Origin of the sequence: Salinimicrobium catena, assembly GCF_900102915.1 — a bacterium.
GTDB lineage: Bacteria > Bacteroidota > Bacteroidia > Flavobacteriales > Flavobacteriaceae > Salinimicrobium > Salinimicrobium catena.
This window is the reverse complement of sequence record NZ_FNGG01000001.1, coordinates 624,153-650,366: the sequence shown is the minus strand read 5'-3', so window position 1 is coordinate 650,366 and position 26,214 is coordinate 624,153. Positions and strand designations below refer to the sequence as shown.

Here is a 26,214-nt window from a genome sequence, read left to right as displayed (position 1 = left end):
AATGACAAAAACAGCACTCATCACAGGAGCGACCAGCGGAATTGGAAGAGCGGCGGCCAAGGCTCTTGCAGCCGAAGGGCATAACCTCATCATCTGCGGAAGAAGAAAAGACGCTCTTGAAGAATTGGCAGAAGAACTTGGAAACCAGGTGAACGTGCACACCCTTAGGTTTGATGTTCGCCATAAAGAAGAAGTAAACAAAGCCATTCAGGAACTTCCGCAGGAATTCAGCCACATCGATATCCTGGTGAACAACGCCGGCAATGCCCATGGGCTGGACCCCATTCACACCGGAGACCTGGAAGACTGGGACGCCATGATAGACATTAACGTTAAAGGATTACTTTATGTGAGCAATGCCGTGCTTCCTCAGATGGCCGAGAGAAAATCGGGCCACATAATTAACATAGGATCTATCGCCGGGAAAGAGGTGTATCCTAACGGCAATGTCTACAGCGCCAGCAAACACGCGGTAGATGCCATCAACAAAGGGATGAGAATAGACCTCAATGGACTCGGAATAAGGGTTGGTGCCATTAACCCCGGGCTGGTGGAAACCGGCTTCAGCGATGTTCGTTTTAAAGGTGATTCAGAAAGGGCAAAATCTGTGTATGAAGGTTATCAGCCCCTGACTCCTGAAGACATTGCCGATATTATCGTTTTTATGGTGACCCGTCCTCCTCACGTTAACGTCGCCGACCTGCTGGTATTGCCCACCGCGCAGGCCAGCTCCACCATTCTTCACAAGGAATAGAACGTTCAAAGATTATCCCCCATGATCAACAAACGGCTTCTCATTAAAAACCTGCTTGCGCATAACAGCGAGAACAGCTTTTATGACAAGAAGCGCCAGATAGACCTGGGGGAAAAAGAGGGAAAAGCGAAATTTTTAAAGCATGTGTGCGCACTTTCCAATTCCAATCCGCATAACAATTCTTTCATAGTAATTGGAGTCGAAGATGCCGATAACAGCATTAAAGGGGTGGATTTCTTTGACGACAGCAAGATACAGAACCTGGTAAACGCGTACCTGGAGAATCCGCCGCTCATCTCTTATGAGAATATTCCCTTTCCGCATTTACCCGATGACCTGGTGGTGGGCCTGGTAACCGTACGGCCCAACAATGAAAGAATATGTTCTCTGCGGAAGAACCTCTGGAAATACACCGCCGGAACAGCATTTTACAGGGAGGGAAGCATCAGCATGCCCGCAGAGTTCAGCACCAAGCTCAAGAATAACAACGAGGAAGTGGTAGCCTCTATTGAAGCTCACTCCCGTAACAACATTGAATTAACACTTGACGGGGTGTTCGATTTTTACAAGAAACATGAAGATCTTAACCCGGGATATAAGGTCTTCAAAGAGTATTTCGTGGTATGCTGGTCTGGCAAGAAAAAAGTGGTCAAAGAAAAAACCTATTTTTCAAGGGTTGATATTGCCCTGATCAACGAACAGGTGAAGTTGTTCTATTCTGAACTGGATGAGGTGAGCATTAATATTTCAGCAGATGCTTTTAAAATTGTCGAATTCGTGAGGCTTGGTTTAAAGGAGCAATACAGGTATTATCCGCTCGAAGAAGTCGAGATCCATTTTAAAGACAACGCTACTTACGAGATGAAGACTGATCTGCTTTTTGAACCTCCTCAATTTGAAAAGAAGACCCTGCACCACATTTTCAACACCAATAACGCATTGCTGAATAAACTACGGGGAGGCCTGGAATTGACCCCGCATGAAGAAAAAGATCTTTTCAACCTGCCCGCGACCTATCTTATTTGTTACTTTAACGGCTTCAAAGACGCTATTGAACGTATGGAAGAAGCTCGGAAAGAGCTGAAGGAACACAATGATAAAGTTTACCAGCAATACAAGGAAAGCCTTAGAATATTGCGAAAAGTGAAATACAACTAATGAATAGAACCCTTGTCATAGGAGATATACACGGCGGACTGAAGGCTCTCGTGCAGCTGTTAGAAAGAGCAGAGGTCACACCAGATGATCAGCTGATCTTTCTGGGTGATTATGTAGACGGGTGGAGCGATTCTGCCAATGTGGTCACCTACTTGATCGAACTGGCCAAACAGAACACCTGCATCTTTTTACGCGGCAATCATGACGACCTAACGCACAGATGGCTCAGGGATGGAGAGCTCAATGAAAAATGGCTGCAACACGGGGGGCAATCTAGCATTGACGCTTACCGGCAGTTTTCTGAAGAAGAAAAAGAAGAGCATATCAGGTTCTTTGATCAAATGGTCAATTATTACATCGATAAAGAAGAACGACTCTTTGTACATGCCGGCTTCACCAATCAAAAAGGCCCCGAGGAGGAGTACACTCCCACTCCCTTCTATTGGGATCGCACCCTGTGGGAAATGGCTTTGTGCATAGATCCGGCTCTGGAACCGGGGGATATTGGCTATCCAAAAAGACTGGAGCTATTCAAGGAGATCTTTATTGGCCATACTCCCGTGACCCGCATTGGCCAGACCAAACCGTTTAAAGCCGCCAATATCTATAACGTCGACACCGGGGCTGCCTTTAAAGGCAGGCTATCGCTGATGGATGTCTACTCTAAAGAGGTCTATCAAAGTGACGAAGTGTGGAGGCTATACCCCAGTGAAAACGGCAGAAATTAAGATTTCTTTAAATTTTGGGCATTTTTATCTTTTTACATTTGTAGATTAGCCCGCCAGAATTAAACCTGGTCTGGTTATTGACCTTATTAAACCCTAAGATTAAATTATGGCTTTAGAGAATATTAGACTTGAGGTAATGAAAACTGTAGAGAAATCTATAGATGAGTTCGTGGAGAAATACCTGGTTCCCGTAGAAGATATTTGGCAGCCTACAGATCTTTTGCCTAATTCTCAGGACGAAAATTTTTTTGACGAGGTAACGCAGATAAGGGAAGAGGCCAAAGAACTTGGGTATGATTTCTGGGTGGTCCTGGTAGCCGACATGGTTACTGAAGAGGCCCTGCCTACTTACGAATCCTGGTTGATGGATATGGAAGGCGTGGAGCAGCACGGTCAACAAAAAGGGCTGCAAAACGGATGGGCGAAATGGATACGCCACTGGACAGGTGAAGAGAACCGTCATGGAGACACTTTGAACAAGTACCTTTACCTCTCCGGAAGGGTAGACATGAAAGAGATAGAAAAGACTACTCAATACTTGATTAACGACGGATTTGACATAGGTACAGGAAGGGATCCTTACCGCAATTTCGTCTATACCAGCTTTCAGGAACTGGCCACGAATATTTCTCACAAAAGAGTGGGGCAGTTGGCCCGTAAAAAAGGAAATAAGATGCTGGCCAAGATGTGCAACATTATTGCCGGTGACGAGATGAGACACCATTTGGCATACAGGGAATTTGTCAAGACCATTTTTGAGTATGACCCAAGTGAGATGATGCTGGCCTTTGAGGACATGATGAAGAAGAAGATCGTGATGCCGGCGCAATTCATCAGAGAATCTGGCCAGGGAATTGGCGAAGCTTTTGAGAATTTCTCTAACGCCGCGCAAAGACTTGGAGTGTATACTACTCAGGATTACATTGATATTCTTCAGAAGCTGAATGATTTTTGGGAGATCGACAAGATGAACTCGCTTACAGATAGGGCCGAAAAAGCCCGCGATTACCTGATGAAACTTCCGGACAGGATGTCCAGGATCGCTGAAAGGATCAAAGTACCGCAGGATCCTCATCAATTTGCCTGGGTAGCACCAAACGGAACTTTATAAAATATTCAAACCCGCTTTCGCGGGTTTTTTTATAGAAGGCTTTGTTGAGAATACTCTTATTCAGGTCTTTCGAGCTCCTTCCTGTCCCATTTTGCCAGGTCTGCCGCAGCTTCATAGGTACTTTGAAGAAAATCCATTAAATCTTTCTCCGGGTTTTCTGACCTCTGCACTTCAGAATAGGGTAAAATGAATTCTCCCATTTCTTTGTGGTAATAGGCAGCTTCAGGTTTTACTGAAGCCGAACTGAAGCCATCGGGTTCCGGATAAATGTAACTGTAAAAAGCCGCGAAGGGAACTATTTCATTTCCGGGCCAAAATCCGCAGCTGCTCACTTCATGAGAATAGGCCTCTCTGGCCACCCTGTCGGGTAAATTAGGAAAGCCGCCAGGATGTTCTGGAGCTTTTCTCCCGGAAAACCTGCTTACAGCCAGGTCAAAACTGCCCCAAAAGAAATGGACAGGACTGCACTTTCCAATGAACCTTGATCTAAATTCGGTAAAGATTTTATTTGATTTTAAAAGTGCGTGTTGAAAATCTTCGGCCACCTTAGGTACATAAGTGGAATGGAGTTGATCTTTATCAAATGCAATGGGATCAACCAACTCATTTGGCACCTTATTGATCACAACAGCAATTCCCAGTTTCTTAAGTTCGCTCATTAATTTTTCATAGAACTGGGCCACAGAGAGATCAAGAAGGCTGATGGTTCTGTTTTCGTTTTGGCTTGTGGTGATCGTTACCTGATTTTCCAAAAAATCCAGGTTGATCTGAAAATCTTTTTTTTCAGAAGGAAGATCACCGGTTGTAAGTCCGGTGGGGGTGATCAGCAACGTCACGTGCCAGGAATGACTGATCCAGGGTAAAGATGTTAATTTGATCTTTCCGAGTATCTGGGTCCATAAATGAATTGTCTCATAAGTTGCTTTCCCCTCCTCATATGATAGCCGAGGCCATTTTTCATTTTCCATGATTCTATATATTGATTAAGGGGAGCAATTTTTTAGTTCATTTCATTCTCTTGCAAGCCATTCGTTTTTGTTAATACTGAAAATATTGGCCCGAGTGCCTTTGTAATTCTCCAGCGTTCTTTCAAGCGACATGCCGTTCTTGCGAGCTACTTTTTCAGACCTGATATTGTCGACATGTACCATGGAAATGAGAGAATTTGCAAGGTCATTAGAAAAGGCATAATCTTTACATTTTTGGGCAGCCTCAGAGGCATATCCTATCCCCCAGAATTCAGGTAATATGGAATATCCTATTTCCAGTCTTTGTACTTCTTCAACAGATTGTACTAGAAGGCCGCACTGGCCTACTAAACGACCCGTTTGTTTATCGATCAGAACATTCATCCCGCCGAGATCATTCTCGTACCTGTGAAAGATCTTTTCAAACCATAGTGCGCAGAGCTCATTTTCCGACAAGGAAGAATCTAAAGCGAGAAATTCGGCTACATTTTCGATTCGGAATAAAGGCGCCCAGTCCCTAAAATCTCCTTCCTCGAGAAGACGAAACTTTAATCTTTCTGTCTCCTCTCCTTCCAATAAATATTTCATTTTGTGAGCTATTGATCTTCAATATTACTGAATTTAAAGCTTACCATACCAGCCACAAGGCATGATCTGAATCCATTTTAACCGAGCTGCCAAATTTCCTGCCCTCTCTTTTCAGCAGGTTTCGCAACCAAACCGCTTCCCTTTCCTTAGCCCGGTGCAGCTGTAAATTTTTGATCCTCATCGGCACCATTTTCAAGGCTTTCAGCTTTCCGTTCTTTTCAAATTGAGGAAAGTACATTAAAGTGAGTTCACTGCGGTATTCCTCATGCCCGCTTATTCCTTCATAATCGTTGATGAAGTCCCCTGCACCGTAGATGATCAGTTTATCCCTGTAGACCTCTATCCCCATGGGGTGATGGGAGGAATGCCCGTAGATGGCATCTACTCCGGCTTCGTCGATAAGATTGTGCGCAAAATTGCGTTGCCGAGAAGGAACATCGTAGCCCCAGTTCCCACCCCAATGAAGGGAAAGGATCACCAGATCGCCCGGTTCTTTATAGGCTTTTACATTTGTTTTAATAATATTGATCTGCTCCTGATCTAAAGAGGGTAAAAAATTCACTCCTGAAAGCTCTTTTTCTGCAGCCCAGTCATAAGGAATTCCACTGCTGGGAGAGCCATAGGAGAACACTAATACCCTGCCGCCTTTTCGGCTAAACACAGAAGGTTCCGAAGCCTTTTTAGCATTTACCCCTGCTCCTGAAAATCCTATTCCGGCAGCTTTAAGAGTAGAAAAGGTCTCTTTAAGTCCTGTTCGGCCCCAATCCAGCACATGATTATTTGCAAGACTTACATGACCGATCTTTGCCACCTTAAGGGCTTCTGCGTTTTTGGGATGCATTCGATAATGTATGCCTTTTCCTTTCCACGGAACATCATGAGTTGTAATGCTGGTTTCCAGATTTATAAGCCGAAGGTCGGGAGCGTTTTCTTTCCATACTTCAAGGGCATCTCCCCAAATATAGTTGTAACTCACCGGAAGCTCGATCTCGCCGTTCTCCCTTTCTGCCAGCCGAATGTAATCCCGGGCATCTTTCACGTAGGATTCATAAAGCACAGGAGCGACAGAATGTGGGAGGGCCTGATCTATCCCGCGGCCGAGCATCACATCTCCGCAAAGAAATATCTTCATCGTTTTTTCCTCCATCTTCTCCTTCTTATCCTGCGCCATACCGTTAAATCCATTGAAGATCATCAACAGCAAGAACAGCGGTTTAAATATTGACATATGGCAATTATTCATCTCCTTAAAAGTTATGAAAACTTTGCCAGTAATTAATTGTTTTAAGATCATTTGGAGGAAGTTTATTGCTAATTTTGCACCTCTTAAAAAATCCAAGATGACCCAGGCTCGCAGTCCGATATTAATACTCATGGCATTTTTTGCCATTTATGTGATCTGGGGCTCTACCTATGTACTAAACAAGATCGCGGTGACCGAGTTGCCGCCTTTCATGCTGGCAGCAATGAGGTTCAGTACTGCAGGGCTGCTCATCTTTATCCTCGCCAAACTTTCCGGAAAAAGCCTCCGCATAACCCGTCAGCAGTTCACAAATACCGTTATTGCCGGTTTTCTGTTCCTTGGTTTTGGAAATGGGGTTGCAGTATGGGCACTGAGATTCATTGACAGCGGCTTTGCCGCCCTTGTGATCTCTGCACAACCTCTTGTTGTTCTTCTTTTAATGTTGATCCTCGACGGGAAAAAGATCCAACCCATGTCAATGGTTGGTGTCTTTCTTGGCCTGGTGGGGATCTATCTACTGGTGAGCCAGAAACAGGTGGCATCCCAGGAGAATTCCTTCACCGGCATAGCCATGATCTTTGCCTGTTTGCTTAGCTGGTCCTACGGAAGTTTGTTCGTGGGCAGATCTAATTTACCCACAAATCATTTTGTCAATACCGGGTACCAGATGTTCACCGCCGGAATTCAATTGATGATCGCTAGTTACCTTTTTCAGGAAGACTGGAGCTATCCTACAAGCTGGAGCGCACCTACTCAGATCTCTATGTTGCTGCTTATCTTCCTGGGAAGCATAATCGCCTTCACCGCGTTCAATTACCTGCTAAAGGTGGTTTCTCCAGAAAAAGTGGCTACTTCTACTTATGTCAATCCAGTGATCGCGATGATTCTGGGCTGGTATTTCCTGAACGAGCAAATTACGCTGCAGTCCGGTTTGGCAGCAACCGTGCTGCTCACCGGGGTCTACTTTATTAACACCAGGAAAAAACTGATGATCCTTTCCAGGTTCACGAATAAATTTTCTGGCAATTACGATCAGGACAACCTTCAGCAATGATCAATCCACTGCCTGCACCGAATCTTTTTTCACCACTATGTCAAGTACATTGGCATTAACAACCTTTAAAATTGGAGTTCTGTCATAGTAGGTGTAAAACCTGTCTATAAGACTGTCTTCGGTATAATGCACGGCCACATTGGTCCTTACGTCAGCCGGTTGCCCGTTGTAGACCATCCTGTTGGAAAAATAGGAGATCACGATCACTCCCGTTAAACCTGAATAATTAAGTCTGGTATTAGCCTGAATGGGCACATGCACCCTCTCGGTGAATTCCATGCTGTCTATGCCGGTGTTGTTTTTCCAGCTTTTCCACCAGTTGACCACCTCATCTTTTCCCTTTAATATGGTACGGGTATTGGCATCTCCATCTGGGAAATAATATTCAACATCCTCTGCCAGTAATTCTCCCCATGCATCAAAGTCAAGAGTTGACATACGATCTAAGGCCTCATCGCTGAGGTCTGAATACTTTTCTGAAGCGACCTCATAATTAGATTGATTTGTAGCCACAGGCTCTTCTCTTTCTTTCTCCTTCTCCTGACAGGAAATGAACAGCAGGAAAAAGAATCCGGTAAAAATGACTAACTTCTTCATAGCAATAATTTTTAATTGACCAGACTGGCCATCATACACCTTTTCAATTTACCGCTTAACCAATTAATTTTAAATGATTTATATCAATAGAAATAAAAAACCCGCTTCTCTGGAAGCGGGTTTTTCAACATTCAATTTTAATATCACTATACCACTAAAGATCGAACTTGATCCCTTGTGCTAATGGCAGCTCGGTAGTGTAGTTAATTGTGTTTGTCTGACGGCGCATGTAAACCTTCCAGGCATCTGAACCTGATTCTCTACCGCCACCGGTCTCTTTCTCACCTCCAAAGGCTCCACCTATTTCGGCACCAGAGGTTCCGATATTTACATTAGCAATTCCGCAGTCAGACCCTTCAACAGAAAGGAATCTTTCGGCCTCTCTCAGGTTATTGGTCATGATAGCCGAAGAAAGGCCCTGCACCACCCCGTTTTGGAGTTCTATGGCATTTTCAAGATCTCCGCTGTATTTCATGATGTAAAGTACCGGCGCGAATGTTTCATGCTGTACGATCTCAAAACTATTCTGAGCTTCGGCAATAGCCGGTTTTACATAGCAACCGCTTTCATAACCTTCGCCTTCAAGAACACCTCCTTCAACAAGTATCTTTCCGCCTTCTTCAACGACTTTGTCAAGGGCGTGCTGGTATTTTTCAACGGCATCTTTATCGATAAGCGGTCCTACATGATTATTTTCATCCAGTGGGTTTCCTATTCTTAATTGCTTATAGGCATCAACAATGGCATCTTTCACCTTGTCATAAATAGATTCGTGGATGATCAGCCTTCTTGTAGAAGTACAACGCTGTCCGCAAGTACCTACAGCTCCGAAAACTGCTCCTATCACTGTATTCTTTATATTGGCATCGGGAGTCACGATAATGGCGTTGTTTCCTCCAAGTTCCAGCAGAGATTTCCCTAATCTTGCCGCAACAGCCTGGGCAACTATTTTACCCATTCTAATTGAACCCGTCGCCGAAACTAAAGGTACTCTCTTATCATTGGTCATCATCTCTCCCACTTTGTAATCTCCGGTGATCAAACAGGAAATTCCTTCCGGAAGTCCGTTTTCAGAGAATACCCTGGCGGCGATGTTCTGACAGGCAACAGAGGTCAACGGAGTCTTTTCTGAACCTTTCCACACGGTCACATCTCCACAAACCCAGGCAAGGGCCGTGTTCCACGACCATACTGCTACAGGGAAGTTGAATGCAGAGATCACTCCGACAATTCCCAATGGATGGTATTGCTCATACATTCTATGTCCGGGGCGCTCAGAGTGCATTGTTAATCCGTGTAGCTGTCGAGAAAGTCCTACCGCGAAATCACAGATGTCGATCATCTCCTGCACTTCTCCTAAACCTTCCTGGTAAGATTTCCCCATTTCGTAAGAAACCAGTTTTCCCAGGGGCTCTTTCAGTCTACGCAGCTCATCATTGAACTTGCGAACGATCTCCCCGCGCTGTGGCGAAGGCATGCTCCTCCAGGTCTTGAAAGCTTTAGAAGCCGTCTCGATCACCCTTTCATAATCCTCTTTTGTGGTGGCCTTTACCTTTCCAATATATGCTCCGTCTACGGGAGAATACGATTCGATCTCCTCTCCATGAGAAAACCAGTCCTTTCCGGTAGAGGTACCGTTATTTATGTCATTTATGCCTAATTCCTTAAGCGCTTTATCAATTCCGAATTTTTCAGCTATTGAGCTCATTTGTTGTTGTTGTTTTGTTATGATTTTGTTTGGATTTTTGCGAATATAAAAAATTAAAGACGGAAAGTCCTCTGTTCCAGGCCCAATCCTGCTTCAGGTCCTATTCCCCTTATTTTTTCTCCATTACCGTCCCGCATTTATTGCAGGTACGTAATTCTTCACTGTTGTAGAAATGATCGAAGTGTTTCTGAAAATCATTCTCAATATCGTTCAGCGGAAAAAATACCTCGTAAAGTTTATTGTTGCAGTTATCACAATACCACATCAGCCCATCGGTGGCCTCGATATCGGTCCTTTTCCTTTCTACGACCAGCCCCACAGAACCCTCTGTTCTTACAGGAGAATGGGGAATCTTTGCCGGGTGCAGGTACATATCGCCAGGACCCAGTTCCATGGTCTTCTTTTCCCCGTCTTCCTGGATATGCACCTTAATATTCCCTTCCAGCTGGTAAAATAGCTCTTCGGTCTCATTGTAGTGGTAATCTTTTCGGTCATTGGGCCCGCCCACGACCATCACAATATAATCTTCAGAGTCTGGATATAAACTTTTGTTGCTTACCGGAGGTTTAAGAAGGTCCCGGTTCTGTTCCACCCATTTTTTAAGGTTGAAAGGTTTTGCTGTCGGCATTCTTGAGGATTTTTGAAAGCCTAAATTTACGGAATCTTTTCGCTTAACCGAAGGTTTTTGAGTTCAATCCCTTCCGCGGAAATCAAGCGAGATAAAAATTTTATAACTTTCAGCACAAAATAGATCAACCATGAAAAAAGTATTACTTGCACTATTAGTTATAGTGGCTATAAGCTGTAACGATAAAACTGAAGAGAAACAGATCGCTACTCCTTCCGAAGCAACCGAAAATGACACAATTCCCAATTTTGGTATCGTGATCCATGGCGGGGCCGGGACCATCCTGAAGGAGAACATGACCGATTCGCTGGAAAAGGCCTATAAAGCAAAGCTTGAAGAAGCCATCAGGACCGGGCACGAGATCCTGGCTAACGGCGGGACAGCTCTTGAAGCCGTGCAAAGAACCATTAATGTTATGGAAGATTCTCCATTGTTCAATGCCGGAAAAGGCGCCGTCTTCACCAATGCCGGCACCAATGAGCTCGACGCTTCTATTATGGACGGAGAAACCCTTAATGCAGGTGCCGTCGCCGGAGTTACCACTGTGAAAAACCCAATAAATCTGGCCTATGAGGTCATGGTGAATTCTGAACATGTGATGCTTGGCGGTAAAGGTGCCGAAGAGTTCGCCAAACAACAGGGGATGGAAATAGTAGATCCGCAGTACTTTTTTACCGAGAATCGCTATAAAAGCCTGCAACGCATCAGGGACAAAGAAAAGACCGAACTGGATCACGATGGGAAAACCGCCTTTGTTGATCCTTTTATTAAAGATTCGAAATTCGGAACCGTAGGCTGTGCCGCGCTCGACAAGAACGGAAATCTTGCAGCAGGGACCTCCACCGGGGGCATGACCAACAAGAGATGGGGAAGAATTGGGGACGCGCCCATTATTGGAGCGGGTACTTATGCCAATAATGCCACCTGCGCCGTGTCGAGCACCGGCTGGGGTGAATTCTTTATCCGCGGCATGGTTGCGCATGATATTTCTGCCCTTATGGAATACAAAGGGTTAAGCCTGCAGGAAGCCGCACGCGAAGTGATTCAGGAAAAAATTCCCGCACTTGGCGGCGACGGTGGGATTGTGGCCATAGACCATGAAGGAAATGTGGCCATGGAATTCAATACCGCGGGAATGTACCGGGCGAAAATGAATAAGGATGGCGAACTTGAGATCGGTATTTACGGGGAATAGTTCCTGTTGAAATGACACCAAAAACAGCTTTTTCGGAAGCTGTTTTTTTTATGTTCAAAAATTTCGGTTTGAAAGGTTCGGTTATAAGCGAACTTAATTCCTTATCTTTGCCCCCTTATTTCAGAAAAAATGAAGGAACAAGAACTGGAAAAGGAGAAAATGAGCCTTATAGAAAAGCTGGGGGTGATCATGGAAAAGAGGTACAAGCTGGCACCTGTCGCGGCACGCATCCTGTCTTCCCTGATCCTGAGCGGGAAACAGGCTCTTACCTTTGATGAACTAGTGCAACAACTGCAGGCAAGTAAAAGCACCATCTCCACAAACCTGGACCATCTGCAGAATATCAAGCGCATTGAATACTTCACCAAACCGGGTGACCGAAAAAGGTATTTTAAACTTAATACCAATTTTACGGTCGAAGTTCTTGACGAAATGATCGAGGGCTGGGAAACAGAAAAGGTGGTGAATCAGGAGATCCTGGAGTACAAGGAAAAAAGGAATTCATATAACCGGGAGCACGACCTGCCGCTTTTTGATCTTGAGTTTCAAAAGAACCTCCTGGTCTTCCTTGAGGAGACGACAGGAGCACTAAAAAAGCTAAAAACAAACTTTATAAATAAAAAAGGCCTTTAAGCCATTCTAACTATATGAAAAAGATCAGTTTTGCAAGTATCGTATTCAGTATCTTCCTCCTGGCATCCTGTAAGAATGAACAGCAGGCGCCTCAGCAACAGGGGGCAATGCCGTATCCGGTGATTGAGGTGCCGGTAAGGACCGTTACCGGTTACAGCTCTTACCCGGTGAGCCTTGAAGGTACCGTGAATAGTGCCGTACGTGCCAAAGTCCCCGGCTATATCACAGATGTTCTTGTTGACGAAGGTCAAAAAGTAAATAAGGGGCAGACCCTCTTCAGACTGGAGACCGAAGCGCTTTCACAGGATGCGGGAGCGGCCAAAGCCAATGTCAATGCTGCCCAGGTAGAGGTCGATAAACTGAAGCCCCTGGTTGAAAAAGGAATTATCAGCAACGTGCAGCTGGAAACAGCCAAAGCCCGGCTGGAACAGGCCAAAGCCAACTACAGCAGTATCGCCGCCAACATTGGTTATGCTACCATTAAAAGTCCCGTTGACGGCTTTGTAGGTGCGATTAATTACAGGGAAGGAGCGCTGGTAAGTCCTAACGACCCTCAGCCGCTTACCACGGTTTCAGATATTGAAGAGGTTTACGCTTTCTTTTCCATGAACGAAAAGGAATATCTGAATTTCCTTCAGGAAACTCCGGGAAAGAACCTTTCACAAAAGATAGACAATTTCCCTCCTGTACAGCTTGTGCTGGTGAACGGAAGTGTTTACGAACAGGAAGGGAAGATCGAAACCGTTACGGGACAGGTGGATCCGGCGACGGGAACTGTAAGCTTTAGGGCGGTATTCCCTAACCCGAACCAGTTACTGGCCAGCGGGAACAGCGGGAAGATCCGCATTCCGCGCACGTATGAGGATGTGCCTGTTGTCCCTGAGTCGGCTTCTTTTGAGCAGCAGGGAAGGGTTTATGTTTACAAGGTGCAGGGAGATACCCTGGCGATATCCACACCTATTCAGGTAAGAGACCGGGTTGAAAATCTGATCGTAGCGGGAGACGGGGTTGAACCGGGAATGCTGATCGTAGGTCAGGGAATTGGAAAACTTCGGAATAATACGCCGATCACCCCGCAGCCAATTCCATTCGACAGCATCGCCAATTCCATTAAACCCGTTTTTAAATAATCAATTTTAGAAGATGTTAAAAACTTTCATAGAGAGGCCGGTATTATCCACGGTAGTTTCCATCGTCATAGTAATGCTGGGGATCCTCGCCATCACTACTTTGCCTGTAACCCAGTATCCTGACATCGCGCCGCCAACGGTGCAGGTGAATGCCAGCTATCCGGGTGCAAATGCTTCGACCGTGCTGGAGAGTGTGATCATTCCCATTGAGGAACAGATCAATGGGGTTGAAGGAATGGATTACATCACCTCTACCGCTAGTAATAACGGGAGCGCCAGCATTCAGGTATTTTTTGAACAGGGCATAGATCCCGATATCGCTGCGGTGAACGTGCAGAACAGAGTGGCAAGGGCCACGCCGTTGTTGCCACGGGAAGTAACCCAGTCTGGGGTGACCACTCAGAAACAGCAAACCAGCGCCCTGATGTTCTTTACGGTGGTTTCTGAAAATGAGGAATACGACGCTACTTTCATTCAGAATTACCTCAACATCAACGTGATTCCCGAACTGAAAAGGATCAACGGGGTTGGGGATGTGAATGTTTTCGGGGCGAAGACTTACGCCATGCGAATTTGGTTAAAGCCTGAAAAACTGGCTGCATATAATCTTATTCCTTCAGATGTAATTAGAGCCATCAACGAGCAGAGCCAGGAGGCCGCAGCCGGATCCCTGGGCCAGAACAATGCCGAAGCTTTTGAATATGTGATTAGATACAGCGGCCGTTACAACAAGGAATCAGAATACCGTGACATCATCATTAAGGCCCTCGACAACGGAAGGTTCCTCAAACTGGAAGATGTGGCCGATATTGAGCTTGACGCACAGGGTTACAACGTGATCTCCTTCACCAATGGAAATCCCGGAGTGAGCATGGGGGTTTACCAGACACCGGGTTCGAATGCCCAGGAGATCATAGAAGAAGTACATGAGAAATTGGACCAGCTGGAACAGAATTTCCCGACTGGCCTTTCAGTGCGTATTAACTTCGACACCAATGAATTCCTGAATGCTTCCATCAATAAGGTGGTTGTCACCCTTTTTGAAGCTTTTCTTTTGGTATTCCTGGTGGTGTTCATCTTTTTACAGGATTTTAAATCCACCCTTATCCCGGCCATTGCGGTTCCGGTTTCGATCATTGGTACGTTCTTTTTCCTGAACCTCTTTGGATATTCCATTAACCTTTTAACATTGTTCGCCCTGGTGCTGGCCATCGGGATCGTGGTTGATGATGCCATAGTGGTGGTGGAAGCGGTGCACGCCAAGCTGGAACAGGGTGCCGAAAATGCTAAAAAAGCCACGCATAAAGCCATGGAAGAGATCGCAGGAGCCATTGTTTCCATCACCCTGGTGATGGGAGCAGTTTTCATTCCGGTAACGTTCATTACCGGGCCTACGGGAGTTTTCTATGAGCAGTTCGGGGTAACGTTGATGGTGGCCATCGCCATATCAGCGGTGAATGCCCTTACCTTAAGCCCGGCTTTGTCTACGCTTTTCCTGAAACCTCACCACGAAAAAGAGGGAAAAAGAAAAGGCTTTTTGAAGCGGTTTTTTACCGGTTTCAATGTGGCATTTGAAGCTACGACCAGGAAATATGTGAGGTCGGTTTCCTTCCTCTACAGGCACAAATGGATCACCGGAGCGATCATTATCGCTGCCATTGGTGCCATTTTCTGGGCTTCTTCAAATACGCCTACGGGATTTGTACCCGATGAAGACCGCGGAATGATCTTCGCCAATATCGAACTGCCCGCAGGAGCCTCTTTAGACCGAACCGTACAGGTAACAGCTGAACTGAACAGGAGGGTCGAACAGATCCCGGGAGTACAGACGGTATCTTTGGTGAACGGTTTCAGCTTTTTGGGAGGAGCGGGAAGCAACTACGGGATCGGGTTCATAAGACTGAATGACTGGGATGAGCGGACTGAAGAAGGCATGTCTGCCGAAGCCATTATCGGGAAGTTCTTTCAGGCTGCTGCCGGAATAAGCGACGCCAATATTCTCTTTTTCCAGCCTCCTTCGGTACCCGGATTCGGTGCCTCATCGGGATTCGATATGAAGATCCTTGACCGTACCGGCGGAAGTTTTGAAGATCTGGATGCCGCTACCCAGAATTACCTGGCCGATCTTTCTCAGCAACCCGAGATCCTCTATGCCAGAAGTTCTTTCAACACTAATTACCCTCAATATGAGATCGACCTGAACGTAACCAAGGCCAAAGAAGCCGGGGTGGACATCGGCAGCATCTTTAGCACGCTTCAAACCTATATTGGTAGTGTCTATGCAGCAGATTTCGCCCGCTTCGGAAAGCAATACCGGGTATTTGTCCAGGCTTTGCCCGAAGATCGCTCTTCTGTAGAAGACCTCAACTCGATCTATGTGCGCAATGACCGTGGAGAAATGGCACCTATTACCGAATTTGTTTCTCTCAGCAGGGTGTACGGTCCACAGTCGGTGACCAGGTTCAACCTGTTCAATTCGGCCAGCGTGAATGGTGCGGCTGCCCCCGGATATTCTTCGGGAGATGCGATCGCCGCCGTACAGCGTGTGGGAACGGGATCCCTTCCGCAGGGATTTGACATAGGGTTTTCAGGATTAACAAGAGAGGAAATTTCCGCAGGAAACCAAACCACCTTTATCTTTCTGCTAAGTATCCTGTTCGTATTCTTTATTTTGGCTGCGCAATACGAGAGTTACCTGCTGCCACTGGCAGTATTGTTCTCCCTTCCTGTTGGAGTGATGGGGGCATATGTCACCACCAGCCTTTCAGGCCTTGAAAACAACATCTATTTCCAGATCGCGCTTATCATGCTCCTGGGGTTACTTGCCAAAAATGCCATTTTGATCGTGGAATTTGCCATACAGCGGAGAAATGCAGGTATGACCATAGTTGACGCGGCGCTTGATGCGGCAAAAGCCAGGCTACGCCCTATCCTTATGACCTCTTTTGCTTTCATTATTGGTTTGCTACCCCTAGTTTTCGCAAGCGGAATTGGAGCCGTAGGGAACCGCTCTATAGGTACCGGAGCAGTAGGAGGATTGCTGATAGGGACCGTACTGGGGATCTTTATCATTCCAATCCTGTTCATCCTGTTCCAGTGGTTGCATGAAAAATTCGCGTCAAAACCGGAAGTGATAACCGAAAGTGAAGAAAAATAATATGAGAAGATCATCTATATATAAGGTAATAATGGCAGGAGCCGTCCTGCTCTCGCTGCAGTCCTGTTTTGTGGCAAAAGATTATGAGCGTCCGGCAGAAGTAGTGCAGGAGGAGTTCTTCAGGACAGATCAGCTTCCGCAGGACAGTCTTAACATGACAGAAGTTTCGTGGAGAGAAATGTTCACAGATCCTTTTTTGTCGACTTACATAGAAGAAGCTCTTGCTAACAATCTTGATATCCGCATAGCCCTGCAGCAGATGAACATGGCCGGGGCCTATCTTAAACAGGGAAAGGCCAGCTATTTTCCTTCTGTTAACGCGGGCTTCAGTATGGTACACCAGGAACTGGCGGGTAACAATCAGTCGCTCTACGGAAGGAGCTCCATTGAACAGTTTGATCTCACAGCCGATCTTTCCTGGGAAGCCGATATCTGGGGAAAGATAAGAAGCAACGAAAAGGCCCTGCAGGCTTCTTTTTTACAATCGGTGGAAGCTCATAAAGCGGTCAAGACCGAATTGATCGCGAATCTGGCTTCGCTTTACTACCGTTTACTCGCACTTGACGAACAACTTGAGGTAACCCGACAAACCGTGCTAAACAGGGAAAGAAGCCTTGAAACTATCAGGGCTTTAAAAGATGCCGGGAACGTGACCGAAGTGGGCGTGCAGCAAACGCAGGCGCAGTTATATAGGGCCCAGGCGGTGGTGATAGATCTTGAGAACGAGATAAGGTTACTGGAGAACACCTTTTCCATTCTGCTGGGCGATGCGCCACATCAAATTGAGCGCAGCGAACTTGAACGGCAGGAGATCCTTACAGAACTAAAGACCGGAGTTCCGGTACAGCTTTTAAGGAACAGGCCAGATGTGGCCGCGGCTGAGTTCAACCTCATCAACGCCTTCCAGCTGACCAACGTGGCGAGGAGCAATTTTTATCCTTCATTACGTATCAATGCTTCCACGGGTTTTCAAAGTCTTGACCTGGGAGACCTGATAGACACCAATAATCTTTTTGCCAGCATAGTGGGTTCGCTCACTCAGCCCATCTTCAACCGCAGGCAGATCAAAACACAGTATGAAGTGGCCCAGGCGCGGGAAGAGATCGCGTTCCTGAATTTCAGACAGGCGTTGTTACTGGCTTCAGGAGAAGTTTCTGATGCGCTTTACAATTACCAGGCGGCTACCGAAAAAATGGAAGTAAAGCTGAAGGAGGCCGAGTCTTATGATTTGGCAACTTCTTATTCCGAAGAATTGCTGAACAACGGTTTGGCCAATTACCTCGAAGTATTAACAGCCAGGGAGAATTACCTGAATGCCCAGCTGGAGTTGATTAACATAAGATATGATGAACTCAGCTCGATAGTTAATTTGTACCAGGCGCTTGGAGGGGGATGGGAGTGATCATTATTTCCTTGAGCTAAAAGCATGAATTATAGGCCCATCTGGAAATTAAGTTTCCTGCTGTTGTTTTTCCTGGTTATGCAACCGGTAAACGCACAACAGCAGGATTCTCTTTCAATACTGCAGCCTTCCTTTTTTGAAAATCTTAAACAAGACAGTAAAACTGCTCTTGGAGGCGTAAAGGCGGTTTACCTGAGTCCTCTATCCTGGCAAAAGAAAGATCTTTTGCTCGCCGGTTCCGCTGCATTGGGAACAGGAATTTTATATTCTGTAGACGAGGAGACTTCAGATTATTTCAGAAACAGAAAAGACGATGTTCCCGAAATTCTTAGCGATATTGGCAGTTTCGGCTCCCCGGAAACTCTCTTTGCCTTAGACGGAGCAGTTTATCTTAGCGGGTTGCTGCTAAAGAATGAAAAACTACGGCATACCGGGCTGCTCCTGGTCACTTCGGCAACAGCTTCCGGATTGCTTCTCACTTTTACTAAAGTTCTTGTGGGACGGGCCAGGCCACTGAAAGGTGAAGGAAACCATGAATTCCGCCCCTTTAGTTTTAAGGACGATCATTACCGCTCTTTTCCATCGGGGCATGCCCTTTTCGCTTTTTCAACCGCTTATGCCGTGGGGAAACAATTCAAAAATCCCTTTGTCAAGGCAGGTATCTACAGCCTGGGGATGATTGGCCCTGCATCCCGTTTATGGGAAGGGGAACACTGGTTAACAGATGTAGCAGTAAGTGTGGTTTTAGGGGTGGCAGTGGTAGAGTATGTTGACCATTACCTCACACAAAAAAGAAGATCAACCTTACCCCCGGCAAAAAAGATCTCCTGGAGCCTCAACCTAGGACCGAATTCTTTGGGATTAACAGGAACTTTCTGAATTTACTTCAACTCCCCTCCTTTAGCTGCCCACCACGGGTGGATCTCCACTTCAAGCCTTCCGGCTTTTACCATAGGGTCCATCTTTGCGAGACTGTCGGCCATTTTCAGGTTTGGTGTGTTGTAGACCGCAATACCGCGGATCTCTCCGTCATCTCCAAAGGGTCCGGCGAGGCTTAAATAACCCTCATCTGCCATTCGGTTAAGATGTGCGAGGTGCTGCTCCTGCAGCCGTGCGGCCTCGGTAGAATCCTGGCTCCTGTTAACGCCTCTCTTAAGGAAAACGATAAAATATTGCTGCATGAGGTACTTTTCTCCTTCTTCCTCGTAGAAAAAGGTTTCATAGCCCTGGCTCTTCAGCTCCTCAGCCTGTTTCTGAATATCCATAATCGTATCAGGCGCTTTTGCCTCCACTTCTTCGGGTCCCGGGATGCCCCTGGTGTCCCTGCTTTGATTACAAGCAATCAATAAAGTCAGAGAAAAGCTTAAAAGTATTGCCTTTTTCATAGATGTAGATTTTGCCATTCTTTATATGGAAATTTGCTAAGATAGGAATTGTAGTACATTTTATTTCCGGTGACTTCCTTCCCCAGCCAGGAGGGTTTTTCAAATTTCTCCTCTTCTGAAGACAATTCGATCTCAGCCAACAATAGCCCTTCATTGGCACCGAAGAATTCATCCACCTCAAAAATATGATCCCCTGCCTTTACCTCATACCGAACTTTTTCAATGGCTCCCGGTTCGCATATTTTCAGCAGGTCTTCGGCTTCGGGCACAGAGATCTCCTTTTCCCACTCAAAACGGCTCATTCCGCTTTTACTTGACCTTCCTTTTACGGTCAAAAAAGCTTCGGAACCTTTTATTCTCACCCTCACAGTACGGTCGGGATCTGAGTTCAGATAACCCTGAAGAATACGGGTTTGTCTGAAAGCTTCTTCTATTACCGGCTGTATGGCAGGCACTAAAAATTTGCGCTCAATTTCGGTCATGGTTTGCTATTGCTTTGATCTCATCAGATTCTATTTTACAATTCTTGTAACCCTCTGCCGCCACGATCTGCATTGCCCTGGCAATAGTATCGGGGTGAATACTGCGGTACTTTTTCAAAGAACCTACCAGCAGATAGTTGCCGATTTTCATCAGGTGCTTAGCAAGAGCTTCAAAAAACCTCTTTTCCTTTCGCTCCCCTGCTATGAGTGAAGGTTCAAAAATATAAGTTTCAGGAATATTTTCTTTAAGCACATCCCGCTCCATTTCGCCTTTGGTCCTGTTGTAAAAAATGCTGCTGTTGGCATCGGCACCCAGGGCAGAGATGACCAGGAACTTTTCTATACCGTTACGCTTTGCCAGCCTCGCCGCGGTTACCGGAATTCCGTAGTCGATCTTATGATAGGTTTTCTCGTCTGGTGTTTTGGCTTTGGTCGTTCCAATACAACAGAATACCTCATCTCCTGTGAACTGTTCTTCATATTTCTCCAGTTCAAAAAGATCAATTAAATGTTCCTCTATCTTAGGGTCTGATGATCCTGTGGTTGAGCGTGAGAAAAGCTTTATGACAGAATAGCTGTCATCTTTCAGCAAACGGTTAAGCAACATTCCTCCTGTCAATCCCGTCGCACCAAGTATAATGGCTGTTTTCATAGGCCTGGTTTTGATCACATCAAGTTAGTGGATTTCACCGTTAATTCAAATGTTTTAAATAGACCCCTCTGCGGAAGAAAGATGCGTAAATTTGTGCTAATGGAACCGGCCAAACAGCGAAAAATAATCCACGTGGACATGGACGCCTTCTACGCCTCTGTAGAACAGCTGGATAACCCTGGATTAAAAGGGAAGCCTATTGCTGTAGGCGGAAGTTCCCAGCGGGGAGTGGTGGCTGCAGCCAGTTATGAAGCCCGAAAGTTTGGCGTAAAAAGCGCGATGAGCAGTGTGATCGCCAAAAGGAACTGCCCGGAGCTCATTTTTGTCAAACCCAGGTTTGATCGTTACCGGGAGATCTCAAACCGCATTAGAAATATCTTTTTTGAATATACAGACCTGGTAGAGCCATTGTCTCTGGATGAAGCCTACCTGGACGTTACCGAAAACAAAAAGGGGAATCCCAGCGCATCTCTTATCGCGAAGGAAATCAGGCAGAAGATCCTGGATAAGACAGGTCTCACCGCTTCCGCAGGGATCAGCATCAACAAGTTCATTGCCAAAGTGGCCAGCGATTATAATAAACCCAATGGCCAGAAAACGGTTAATCCCGAAGAAGTCCCTGAATTCCTCGAGGCTCTCGAGATCAGGAAGTTCTACGGAGTAGGAAAGGTCACTGCAGAAAAAATGTACCGGTTGGGCATTTTTACAGGGAAGAACCTCAAGGAAAAATCGCGCGAATTCCTGGATGAACACTTCGGAAAAAGCGGGGAATATTATTACCAGGTAGTGCGGGGAATTCACCTTAGCGAGGTGAAACCATCCCGCATCAGGAAATCTCTTGGCGCCGAGCGCACTTTTGAGGAAAATATCTCTTCTGAAGTATTTATGCTGGAAAGGCTGGAGAATATTTCCGAAGAAATTGAGCGAAGGCTTACCAAAAGTAAGGTTGCAGGAAAGACCGTTACCCTGAAGATCAAGTACAGTGACTTTACCCTGCAAACCCGCAGCAAAACGCTGGATTACTACATTTCCTCTAAGGGGTTAATTCTGGAGACCGCGAAAAAACTGCTGTACCAGGAAAAAATGAAGAACTCGGTTCGGCTCCTGGGGATTTCTCTTTCCAACCTTAACACAGAAAAACCCGATGAAAAAGAAGAGAAAAAGGAAATTGCCGTGCAGTTAAAATTTGACTTCTAAAAAAAGAGCCACCGGAAGATCCGATGGCTCAAAATTATTTTTGGAATATATCTTTAGTGAACTTCTGAAACGCGCAGGGTATTCACCATTCCTTTCTCGCTGATAGGCATTGCCGCAAGGTTGATAATGAAATCGCCCTTTTCCACGTAATTCGATTCCAGCGCGATCCTGTTGACATCGTCAATGGTTTCATCTGTACTCACCATTTTGTCATAATAGAATGCCCTAACACCCCATAAAAGGCTTAATTGATTTACGATTCTTTTATTCGAGGTGAAAACCAGGATATTTGATTCCGGTCTCCAGGCAGAGATCTGAAAGGCAGTATACCCACTGTTGGTGAGAGTACAGATAGCCTGCGCCTTGATCTCATTGGCCATGTGGGCGGCATGATAACATATCGCCTTGGTGATATAACGCTTTGTACGCACATGCGGAGGTTCGTGAGGCACCTTGATAAGCGGTGAGGTCTCTACGCTCATGATGATCTGGCACATCTTTTCTATCACCTGTACCGGGTAATTCCCTACCGATGTTTCCCCGCTCAGCATCACGGCATCGGCGCCATCCATCACAGAGTTTGCCACGTCATTCACCTCGGCCCTTGTTGGGGTAAGGCTGGTGATCATGGTCTCCATCATCTGGGTGGCGATAATTACCGGAATTCTGGCTTTTTTGGCTTTCAACACCAGCTGCTTCTGAATAAGCGGAACTTCCTGCGCCGGGATCTCCACTCCCAGGTCACCACGTGCCACCATAAGTCCGTCACAGTACGCCACGATCTTATCGATGTTCTCAACGCCTTCTGGCTTCTCGATCTTCGCGATGATCGGGATCTTGTGATCTGTATGTTCTTTGATAAGATTCTGTAATTCGATAAGATCTTCGCTGTGTCGCACAAAAGAAAGCGCGATCCAGTCCACATCCTGTTTTACCGCGAAAATGGCATCTTCAACATCTTTTTCGGTAAGTGCGGGTAGGGAAATATTTGTGTTCGGAAGGTTTACACCTTTTTTAGAGCGTAAAGGCCCTCCCTGAACAACTTTGGCCTTTACTTCGTTTTCTTTGTTGGTGCTCACCACCTCAAAGATCAGTTTTCCGTCATCAAGCAAGATACGCTCACCGGCCTTTACATCTTTCGGAAAGCGGTCGTAGTTCATATATACCCTTTCGGCAGTTCCTTCAAATTCCTCCCCGGTAGCGAAGGTGATCTCGTCTCCTTTGGCCACCACGATCTCTTCCTTCATTTTTCCTACCCTTAACTTGGGCCCCTGAAGATCGGCAAGTACCGCGGCAGAAAAACCATGCTCCTCATTGAGGTCACGTATCATTTTGATACGCTGTTTCACATCATCATAATTGGCGTGAGAGAAGTTTATTCTAAAAACATTCACTCCGGCCTGCATCATATCTTTTAAAACCTCCTTAGTACTCGTTGCAGGGCCGAGGGTTGCTACTATCTTGGTCTTTTTTGTGTTTGGCATCTAGTCAAATATTAAATTTTCCTTTGATTTTATTTGTTCCTGATCAATAGAATAAGCCATAGAGACCTGCGGAATTTCCTTGATCCTTTCCAACAGCAGTTTTTCTGACACACCGCCTGTTTCTTCTTCGATCTTCAGAAAGAAGTCCACATTTTTGAACTCGGGAAGCAGGTAACTTTTCCTGATCGTTCTCTCTCTTTCCCCGAACAACGAATTTGGGTTCGCAGTAGACAGGTCTTCTGCCTTGGAAATATTGCTTACCAGGTAATAGTCGCAATCTTTGAACTGATCTTCAAACTTGTAGAGGGCAAACAGAACGTGTGTCCCTTTTATATGAAAATCAATGTCTTTAGGTGACCTGGCCAGCCGCAGGTTCAAATGCTTGTTCAAAAGAAAGGCTAGCTTATACTCCTCTACCGAACAATGGATAGCAATGAGCTTATAAGCCTCTTCAAAAACCTCATCAAGAACCAGTTTATGGGCAGGCATACTCTATTTACATCAAACGCTAAAGATAAAAATTGTAGTGCAGAAATGATAGTTTTTAACCTCCTATTTTAGGAATTATCTACGAAAACGTTTTAGTTTTAACTAAATTGTTAAGAAGGTTCGATCTTGTTTTGAAGAGCGTAATAAGCCCTTTTGGAAGCCTTCTCCTCAGCCTTCTTTTTAGAGGTCGCTCTTGCTTTGGCTACAACCCTGTCTTCAATCCTAAGTTTTACCGCGAAATGCTTTAGTTCATCAATACCGGTGTCTTCATACACCTCGTAACTAAAGTTTTTTTTCTCTTTTTGACACCACTCTATTAACAAGCCTTTATAGCTTATCACCGTGCCTTCAAGCTGTTCAATGTCCACGTAGGGTTCTATAACCCGCTCATATATGAACTTTTTACAGTACCTGTAACCCCTGTCCAGGTAAATAGCGCCTATAAGGGCTTCAAAAAGGTTCCCGTGGATATTGACCCCGAATTGATCTTTGGAGATGTTGGTCTGTATGTATTTGATAAGATTAAGGTCCCTTCCCAGCTCGTTAAGGTGTTTGCGACTCACAATTTTGGATCGCATCTTGGTAAGGTAACCTTCATTGCCACCGGGTACTTCCTTGAACAAATGTGAAGCGATCACCGCGCTGAGCATGGCATCACCCAAAAACTCCATGCGTTCAAAATTGATCGCGTTTCCCTCTTCATCTTTCTTATTAAGTGACCTGTGGGTAAAGGCTTTTTTATAGTACCCAATATTTCGGGGCTTGAACCCCATGATCTTGGTTAGTTCCATAAAAAAATTCCCGCCTCTTGAAGAACGGGAATTTAATATGTTTCTAATAACACTCATGGAATTTCTTACTCATCCAGTTTTTTGAACAGCACACATGCATTATGACCTCCAAAACCGAACGTGTTGCTCATGGCAACCTTCACATCACGCGGCTGCGCTTTGTTCAGCGTAAGGTTTAGCTCGGGGTCTATATTCTCGTCTGGTGTTTCATGGTTGATGGTGGGCGGAACAATACCGTGCTTCATGGCCAGGATAGAAGCGATGGCTTCCACTGCCCCTGCAGCTCCCAACAAATGTCCGGTCATGGACTTGGTGGAATTGATATTGATGTTCTTTGCATGCTCTCCAAAAACTTTTTTGATGGCTTTCAATTCGGCTACATCACCAAGCGGTGTTGAAGTACCGTGGGTATTGATAGCATCAACATCTTCAGGTTTCAGGCCGGCATTCTTAAGACAGTTCTCCATCACGGCAACCACTCCAATCCCTTCAGGGTGCGGGGCAGTCATATGATAAGCATCAGAAGACAATCCTCCTCCAACTACTTCAGCATAGATCTTTGCGCCACGAGCCTTGGCGTGCTCGTACTCTTCAAGGATAAGGGCTCCTGCCCCCTCTCCAAGTACAAACCCGTCACGGGTGGCATCAAAAGGTCTTGAGGCGGTTTCGGGGCTTTCGTTGCGGGTGGAAAGGGCATGCATTGCATTAAATCCTCCCATCCCTGCCGGTGCAACTGCAGCTTCAGAACCTCCTGAAACTATGATATCACTGTGCCCTAATCTGATGTAATTAAGAGCGTCTATCAATGCATTTGCAGCCGAAGCACAAGCCGAAACCGTAGTATAGTTAGGACCCATGAACCCATGACGGATCGAAATATGCCCGGGGGCGATATCTGCGATCATCTTTGGGATAAAGAACGGATTGAAACGAGGGGTACCATCACCTTTTCCGTAGGTAAGCACCTCATCCTGGAAGGTTTCCAGACCTCCAATTCCGGCTCCCCAGATCACTCCAACGCGGAGTTTATTAATGGTTTCAAGGTCAATGCCCGCATCCTTTATAGCCTCATCTGAAGCTACAAGGGCATACTGCGCGAACTTGTCTAATTTCCTGGCCTCTTTACGGTCGAAGTAATCTTCGGCCTTAAAGTTTTTGATCTCACAAGCGAATTTAGTTTTGAACTTTTCAGTATCAAAATAAGTGATAGGGGCAGAACCACTCCTTCCATTCTTTAAACCGTCCCAATACTCTTCAATATTGTTACCAATGGGGGTGAGCGCACCTAATCCGGTTACTACAACTCGCTTTAACTCCATAAGGATATGTTACTTTTTATTTTTTAGCGTCTTCAATGTAAGATATAGCCTGACCAACAGTAGCAATGTTTTCTGCCTGGTCATCTGGGATCTGGATATCGAACTCCTTTTCGAATTCCATGATCAACTCTACAGTGTCTAATGAATCAGCGCCCAAGTCGTTGGTGAAGCTAGCTTCGTTTACTACTTCGTTCTCGTCAACTCCTAATTTGTCAACGATAATCGCTTTTACTCTTGATGCAATGTCTGACATAACTTGTGTTTTTAATTTTTAATTAAGTGGCAAAAATAAAAAACTTTATTTTAAAACCTGTTTTTACTTTAAAAATGTGAAGGTAAATTACGTAATTTCCAATGAAAG

Annotated in this window: 26 protein-coding genes; 12 read left to right on the top strand and 14 right to left on the bottom strand. The window is 45.6% G+C overall.

Annotated features, from left to right (window positions below):
* The first annotated feature begins 1 nt into the window (after nucleotide 1).
* The 4 genes from BLS64_RS02940 (at nucleotide 2) to BLS64_RS02925 (ending at nucleotide 3,751) form a co-directional block, all read left to right on the top strand.
* Entirely contained in the window at nucleotides 2-754 is a 753-nt protein-coding gene (locus BLS64_RS02940) for an SDR family NAD(P)-dependent oxidoreductase (protein ID WP_093111535.1), read from the top strand.
* A 21-nt stretch (nucleotides 755-775) separates the two neighbouring features.
* Nucleotides 776-1,912 (top strand): ATP-binding protein, encoded by a 1,137-nt coding sequence (locus tag BLS64_RS02935; protein WP_093111533.1) that lies wholly within the window; start codon nucleotides 776-778, stop codon nucleotides 1,910-1,912.
* Nucleotides 1,912-2,640 carry a metallophosphoesterase family protein gene (locus BLS64_RS02930; protein ID WP_093111531.1) on the top strand — a complete coding sequence of 243 codons (729 nt, stop codon included), beginning with the start codon at nucleotides 1,912-1,914 and terminating at the stop codon, nucleotides 2,638-2,640. The genes BLS64_RS02935 and BLS64_RS02930 overlap by 1 nt, the downstream gene beginning before the upstream one ends.
* A 106-nt stretch (nucleotides 2,641-2,746) precedes the next feature.
* A complete protein-coding gene (locus BLS64_RS02925; RefSeq protein ID WP_093111529.1) occupies nucleotides 2,747-3,751 on the top strand; it encodes an acyl-ACP desaturase in 1,005 nt (334 codons plus the stop codon).
* Nucleotides 3,752-3,807: 56 nt separating this feature from the next.
* Here the strand turns inward: BLS64_RS02925 and BLS64_RS02920 are convergent, their stop codons facing one another.
* The 3 genes from BLS64_RS02920 to BLS64_RS02910 are packed head-to-tail and all read right to left on the bottom strand — an operon-like array spanning nucleotide 3,808 to nucleotide 6,535.
* Nucleotides 3,808-4,719, bottom strand: coding sequence for a DUF5996 family protein (locus BLS64_RS02920; RefSeq protein ID WP_093111527.1), 912 nt, complete (start codon nucleotides 4,717-4,719; stop codon nucleotides 3,808-3,810).
* 42 nt (nucleotides 4,720-4,761) lie between these two features.
* Nucleotides 4,762-5,307 (bottom strand): GNAT family N-acetyltransferase, encoded by a 546-nt coding sequence (locus BLS64_RS02915; RefSeq protein WP_093111525.1) that lies wholly within the window; start codon nucleotides 5,305-5,307, stop codon nucleotides 4,762-4,764.
* Between the two features lie 40 nt (nucleotides 5,308-5,347).
* The gene (locus BLS64_RS02910; protein ID WP_245693363.1) at nucleotides 5,348-6,535 is read right to left on the bottom strand and encodes a CapA family protein; all 1,188 of its coding nucleotides are present in this window, start codon (nucleotides 6,533-6,535) and stop codon (nucleotides 5,348-5,350) included.
* A gap of 112 nt (nucleotides 6,536-6,647) precedes the next feature.
* Between BLS64_RS02910 and BLS64_RS02905 the strand changes: the two genes are divergently transcribed.
* Nucleotides 6,648-7,604, top strand: coding sequence for an EamA family transporter (locus BLS64_RS02905; protein ID WP_093112287.1), 957 nt, complete (start codon nucleotides 6,648-6,650; stop codon nucleotides 7,602-7,604).
* On the opposite strand, the gene BLS64_RS02900 is transcribed toward BLS64_RS02905, so the two are convergent.
* The 3 genes from BLS64_RS02900 to BLS64_RS02890 form a co-directional block, all read right to left on the bottom strand.
* Entirely contained in the window at nucleotides 7,605-8,201 is a 597-nt protein-coding gene (locus BLS64_RS02900) for a nuclear transport factor 2 family protein (protein WP_093111523.1), read from the bottom strand. It lies immediately after the preceding gene.
* Nucleotides 8,202-8,355: 154 nt separating this feature from the next.
* Nucleotides 8,356-9,909: an L-piperidine-6-carboxylate dehydrogenase gene (gene amaB / locus BLS64_RS02895; protein WP_093111521.1), complete on the bottom strand. Its 1,554-nt coding sequence runs from the start codon at nucleotides 9,907-9,909 to the stop codon at nucleotides 8,356-8,358.
* Nucleotides 9,910-10,018: 109 nt separating this feature from the next.
* Nucleotides 10,019-10,537 carry a 3-hydroxyanthranilate 3,4-dioxygenase gene (locus BLS64_RS02890; protein WP_093111519.1) on the bottom strand — a complete coding sequence of 173 codons (519 nt, stop codon included), beginning with the start codon at nucleotides 10,535-10,537 and terminating at the stop codon, nucleotides 10,019-10,021.
* A 130-nt stretch (nucleotides 10,538-10,667) separates the two neighbouring features.
* Between BLS64_RS02890 and BLS64_RS02885 the strand changes: the two genes are divergently transcribed.
* The 6 genes from BLS64_RS02885 to BLS64_RS02860 all read left to right on the top strand — a co-directional run bounded on the left by BLS64_RS02885 (nucleotide 10,668) and on the right by BLS64_RS02860 (nucleotide 18,933).
* The gene (locus tag BLS64_RS02885; protein WP_093111517.1) at nucleotides 10,668-11,732 is read left to right on the top strand and encodes an isoaspartyl peptidase/L-asparaginase family protein; all 1,065 of its coding nucleotides are present in this window, start codon (nucleotides 10,668-10,670) and stop codon (nucleotides 11,730-11,732) included.
* Nucleotides 11,733-11,861: 129 nt separating this feature from the next.
* Nucleotides 11,862-12,365, top strand: coding sequence for a GbsR/MarR family transcriptional regulator (locus tag BLS64_RS02880; protein ID WP_093111515.1), 504 nt, complete (start codon nucleotides 11,862-11,864; stop codon nucleotides 12,363-12,365).
* A 14-nt stretch (nucleotides 12,366-12,379) separates the two neighbouring features.
* On the top strand, nucleotides 12,380-13,495 hold the full coding sequence (locus BLS64_RS02875; RefSeq protein ID WP_093111513.1) for an efflux RND transporter periplasmic adaptor subunit: 1,116 nt from the start codon (nucleotides 12,380-12,382) through the stop codon (nucleotides 13,493-13,495).
* Between the two features lie 13 nt (nucleotides 13,496-13,508).
* The gene (locus tag BLS64_RS02870; RefSeq protein WP_093111511.1) at nucleotides 13,509-16,652 is read left to right on the top strand and encodes an efflux RND transporter permease subunit; all 3,144 of its coding nucleotides are present in this window, start codon (nucleotides 13,509-13,511) and stop codon (nucleotides 16,650-16,652) included.
* A gap of 1 nt (nucleotide 16,653) precedes the next feature.
* Nucleotides 16,654-18,054 (top strand): efflux transporter outer membrane subunit, encoded by a 1,401-nt coding sequence (locus tag BLS64_RS02865; RefSeq protein WP_093112285.1) that lies wholly within the window; start codon nucleotides 16,654-16,656, stop codon nucleotides 18,052-18,054.
* A 24-nt stretch (nucleotides 18,055-18,078) separates the two neighbouring features.
* Entirely contained in the window at nucleotides 18,079-18,933 is an 855-nt protein-coding gene (locus BLS64_RS02860) for a phosphatase PAP2 family protein (protein ID WP_093111509.1), read from the top strand.
* A 2-nt stretch (nucleotides 18,934-18,935) separates the two neighbouring features.
* Here BLS64_RS02860 and BLS64_RS02855 read toward each other — a convergent pair whose 3' ends face one another.
* From BLS64_RS02855 to BLS64_RS02845, 3 genes are read right to left on the bottom strand one after another with little or no spacing between them, the layout of a single operon-like run.
* On the bottom strand, nucleotides 18,936-19,439 hold the full coding sequence (locus tag BLS64_RS02855; protein WP_093111507.1) for a YciI family protein: 504 nt from the start codon (nucleotides 19,437-19,439) through the stop codon (nucleotides 18,936-18,938).
* On the bottom strand, nucleotides 19,436-19,921 hold the full coding sequence (locus BLS64_RS02850; RefSeq protein WP_093111505.1) for a CYTH domain-containing protein: 486 nt from the start codon (nucleotides 19,919-19,921) through the stop codon (nucleotides 19,436-19,438). Before BLS64_RS02850 ends, BLS64_RS02855 begins: the two co-directional genes overlap by 4 nt.
* The gene (locus tag BLS64_RS02845) at nucleotides 19,908-20,573 is read right to left on the bottom strand and encodes an NAD(P)H-binding protein (protein WP_093112283.1); all 666 of its coding nucleotides are present in this window, start codon (nucleotides 20,571-20,573) and stop codon (nucleotides 19,908-19,910) included. Before BLS64_RS02845 ends, BLS64_RS02850 begins: the two co-directional genes overlap by 14 nt.
* A gap of 99 nt (nucleotides 20,574-20,672) precedes the next feature.
* Between BLS64_RS02845 and dinB the strand changes: the two genes are divergently transcribed.
* A complete protein-coding gene (dinB, locus tag BLS64_RS02840) occupies nucleotides 20,673-21,770 on the top strand; it encodes a DNA polymerase IV (protein ID WP_093228610.1) in 1,098 nt (365 codons plus the stop codon).
* A 53-nt stretch (nucleotides 21,771-21,823) separates the two neighbouring features.
* On the opposite strand, the gene pyk is transcribed toward dinB, so the two are convergent.
* The 5 genes from pyk to BLS64_RS02815 form a co-directional block, all read right to left on the bottom strand.
* On the bottom strand, nucleotides 21,824-23,254 hold the full coding sequence (gene pyk, locus BLS64_RS02835) for a pyruvate kinase (RefSeq protein ID WP_093111501.1): 1,431 nt from the start codon (nucleotides 23,252-23,254) through the stop codon (nucleotides 21,824-21,826).
* Nucleotides 23,255-23,743, bottom strand: coding sequence for an IPExxxVDY family protein (locus BLS64_RS02830; protein WP_093111499.1), 489 nt, complete (start codon nucleotides 23,741-23,743; stop codon nucleotides 23,255-23,257).
* Nucleotides 23,744-23,853: 110 nt separating this feature from the next.
* A complete protein-coding gene (gene rnc, locus BLS64_RS02825; protein ID WP_093111497.1) occupies nucleotides 23,854-24,591 on the bottom strand; it encodes a ribonuclease III in 738 nt (245 codons plus the stop codon).
* An 8-nt stretch (nucleotides 24,592-24,599) separates the two neighbouring features.
* Complete coding sequence (gene fabF / locus BLS64_RS02820; RefSeq protein WP_093111495.1) at nucleotides 24,600-25,853, bottom strand: beta-ketoacyl-ACP synthase II; 1,254 nt, start codon at nucleotides 25,851-25,853, stop codon at nucleotides 24,600-24,602.
* Nucleotides 25,854-25,869: 16 nt separating this feature from the next.
* Nucleotides 25,870-26,106 (bottom strand): acyl carrier protein, encoded by a 237-nt coding sequence (locus BLS64_RS02815; RefSeq protein WP_013069791.1) that lies wholly within the window; start codon nucleotides 26,104-26,106, stop codon nucleotides 25,870-25,872.
* Nucleotides 26,107-26,214 lie beyond the last annotated feature (108 nt).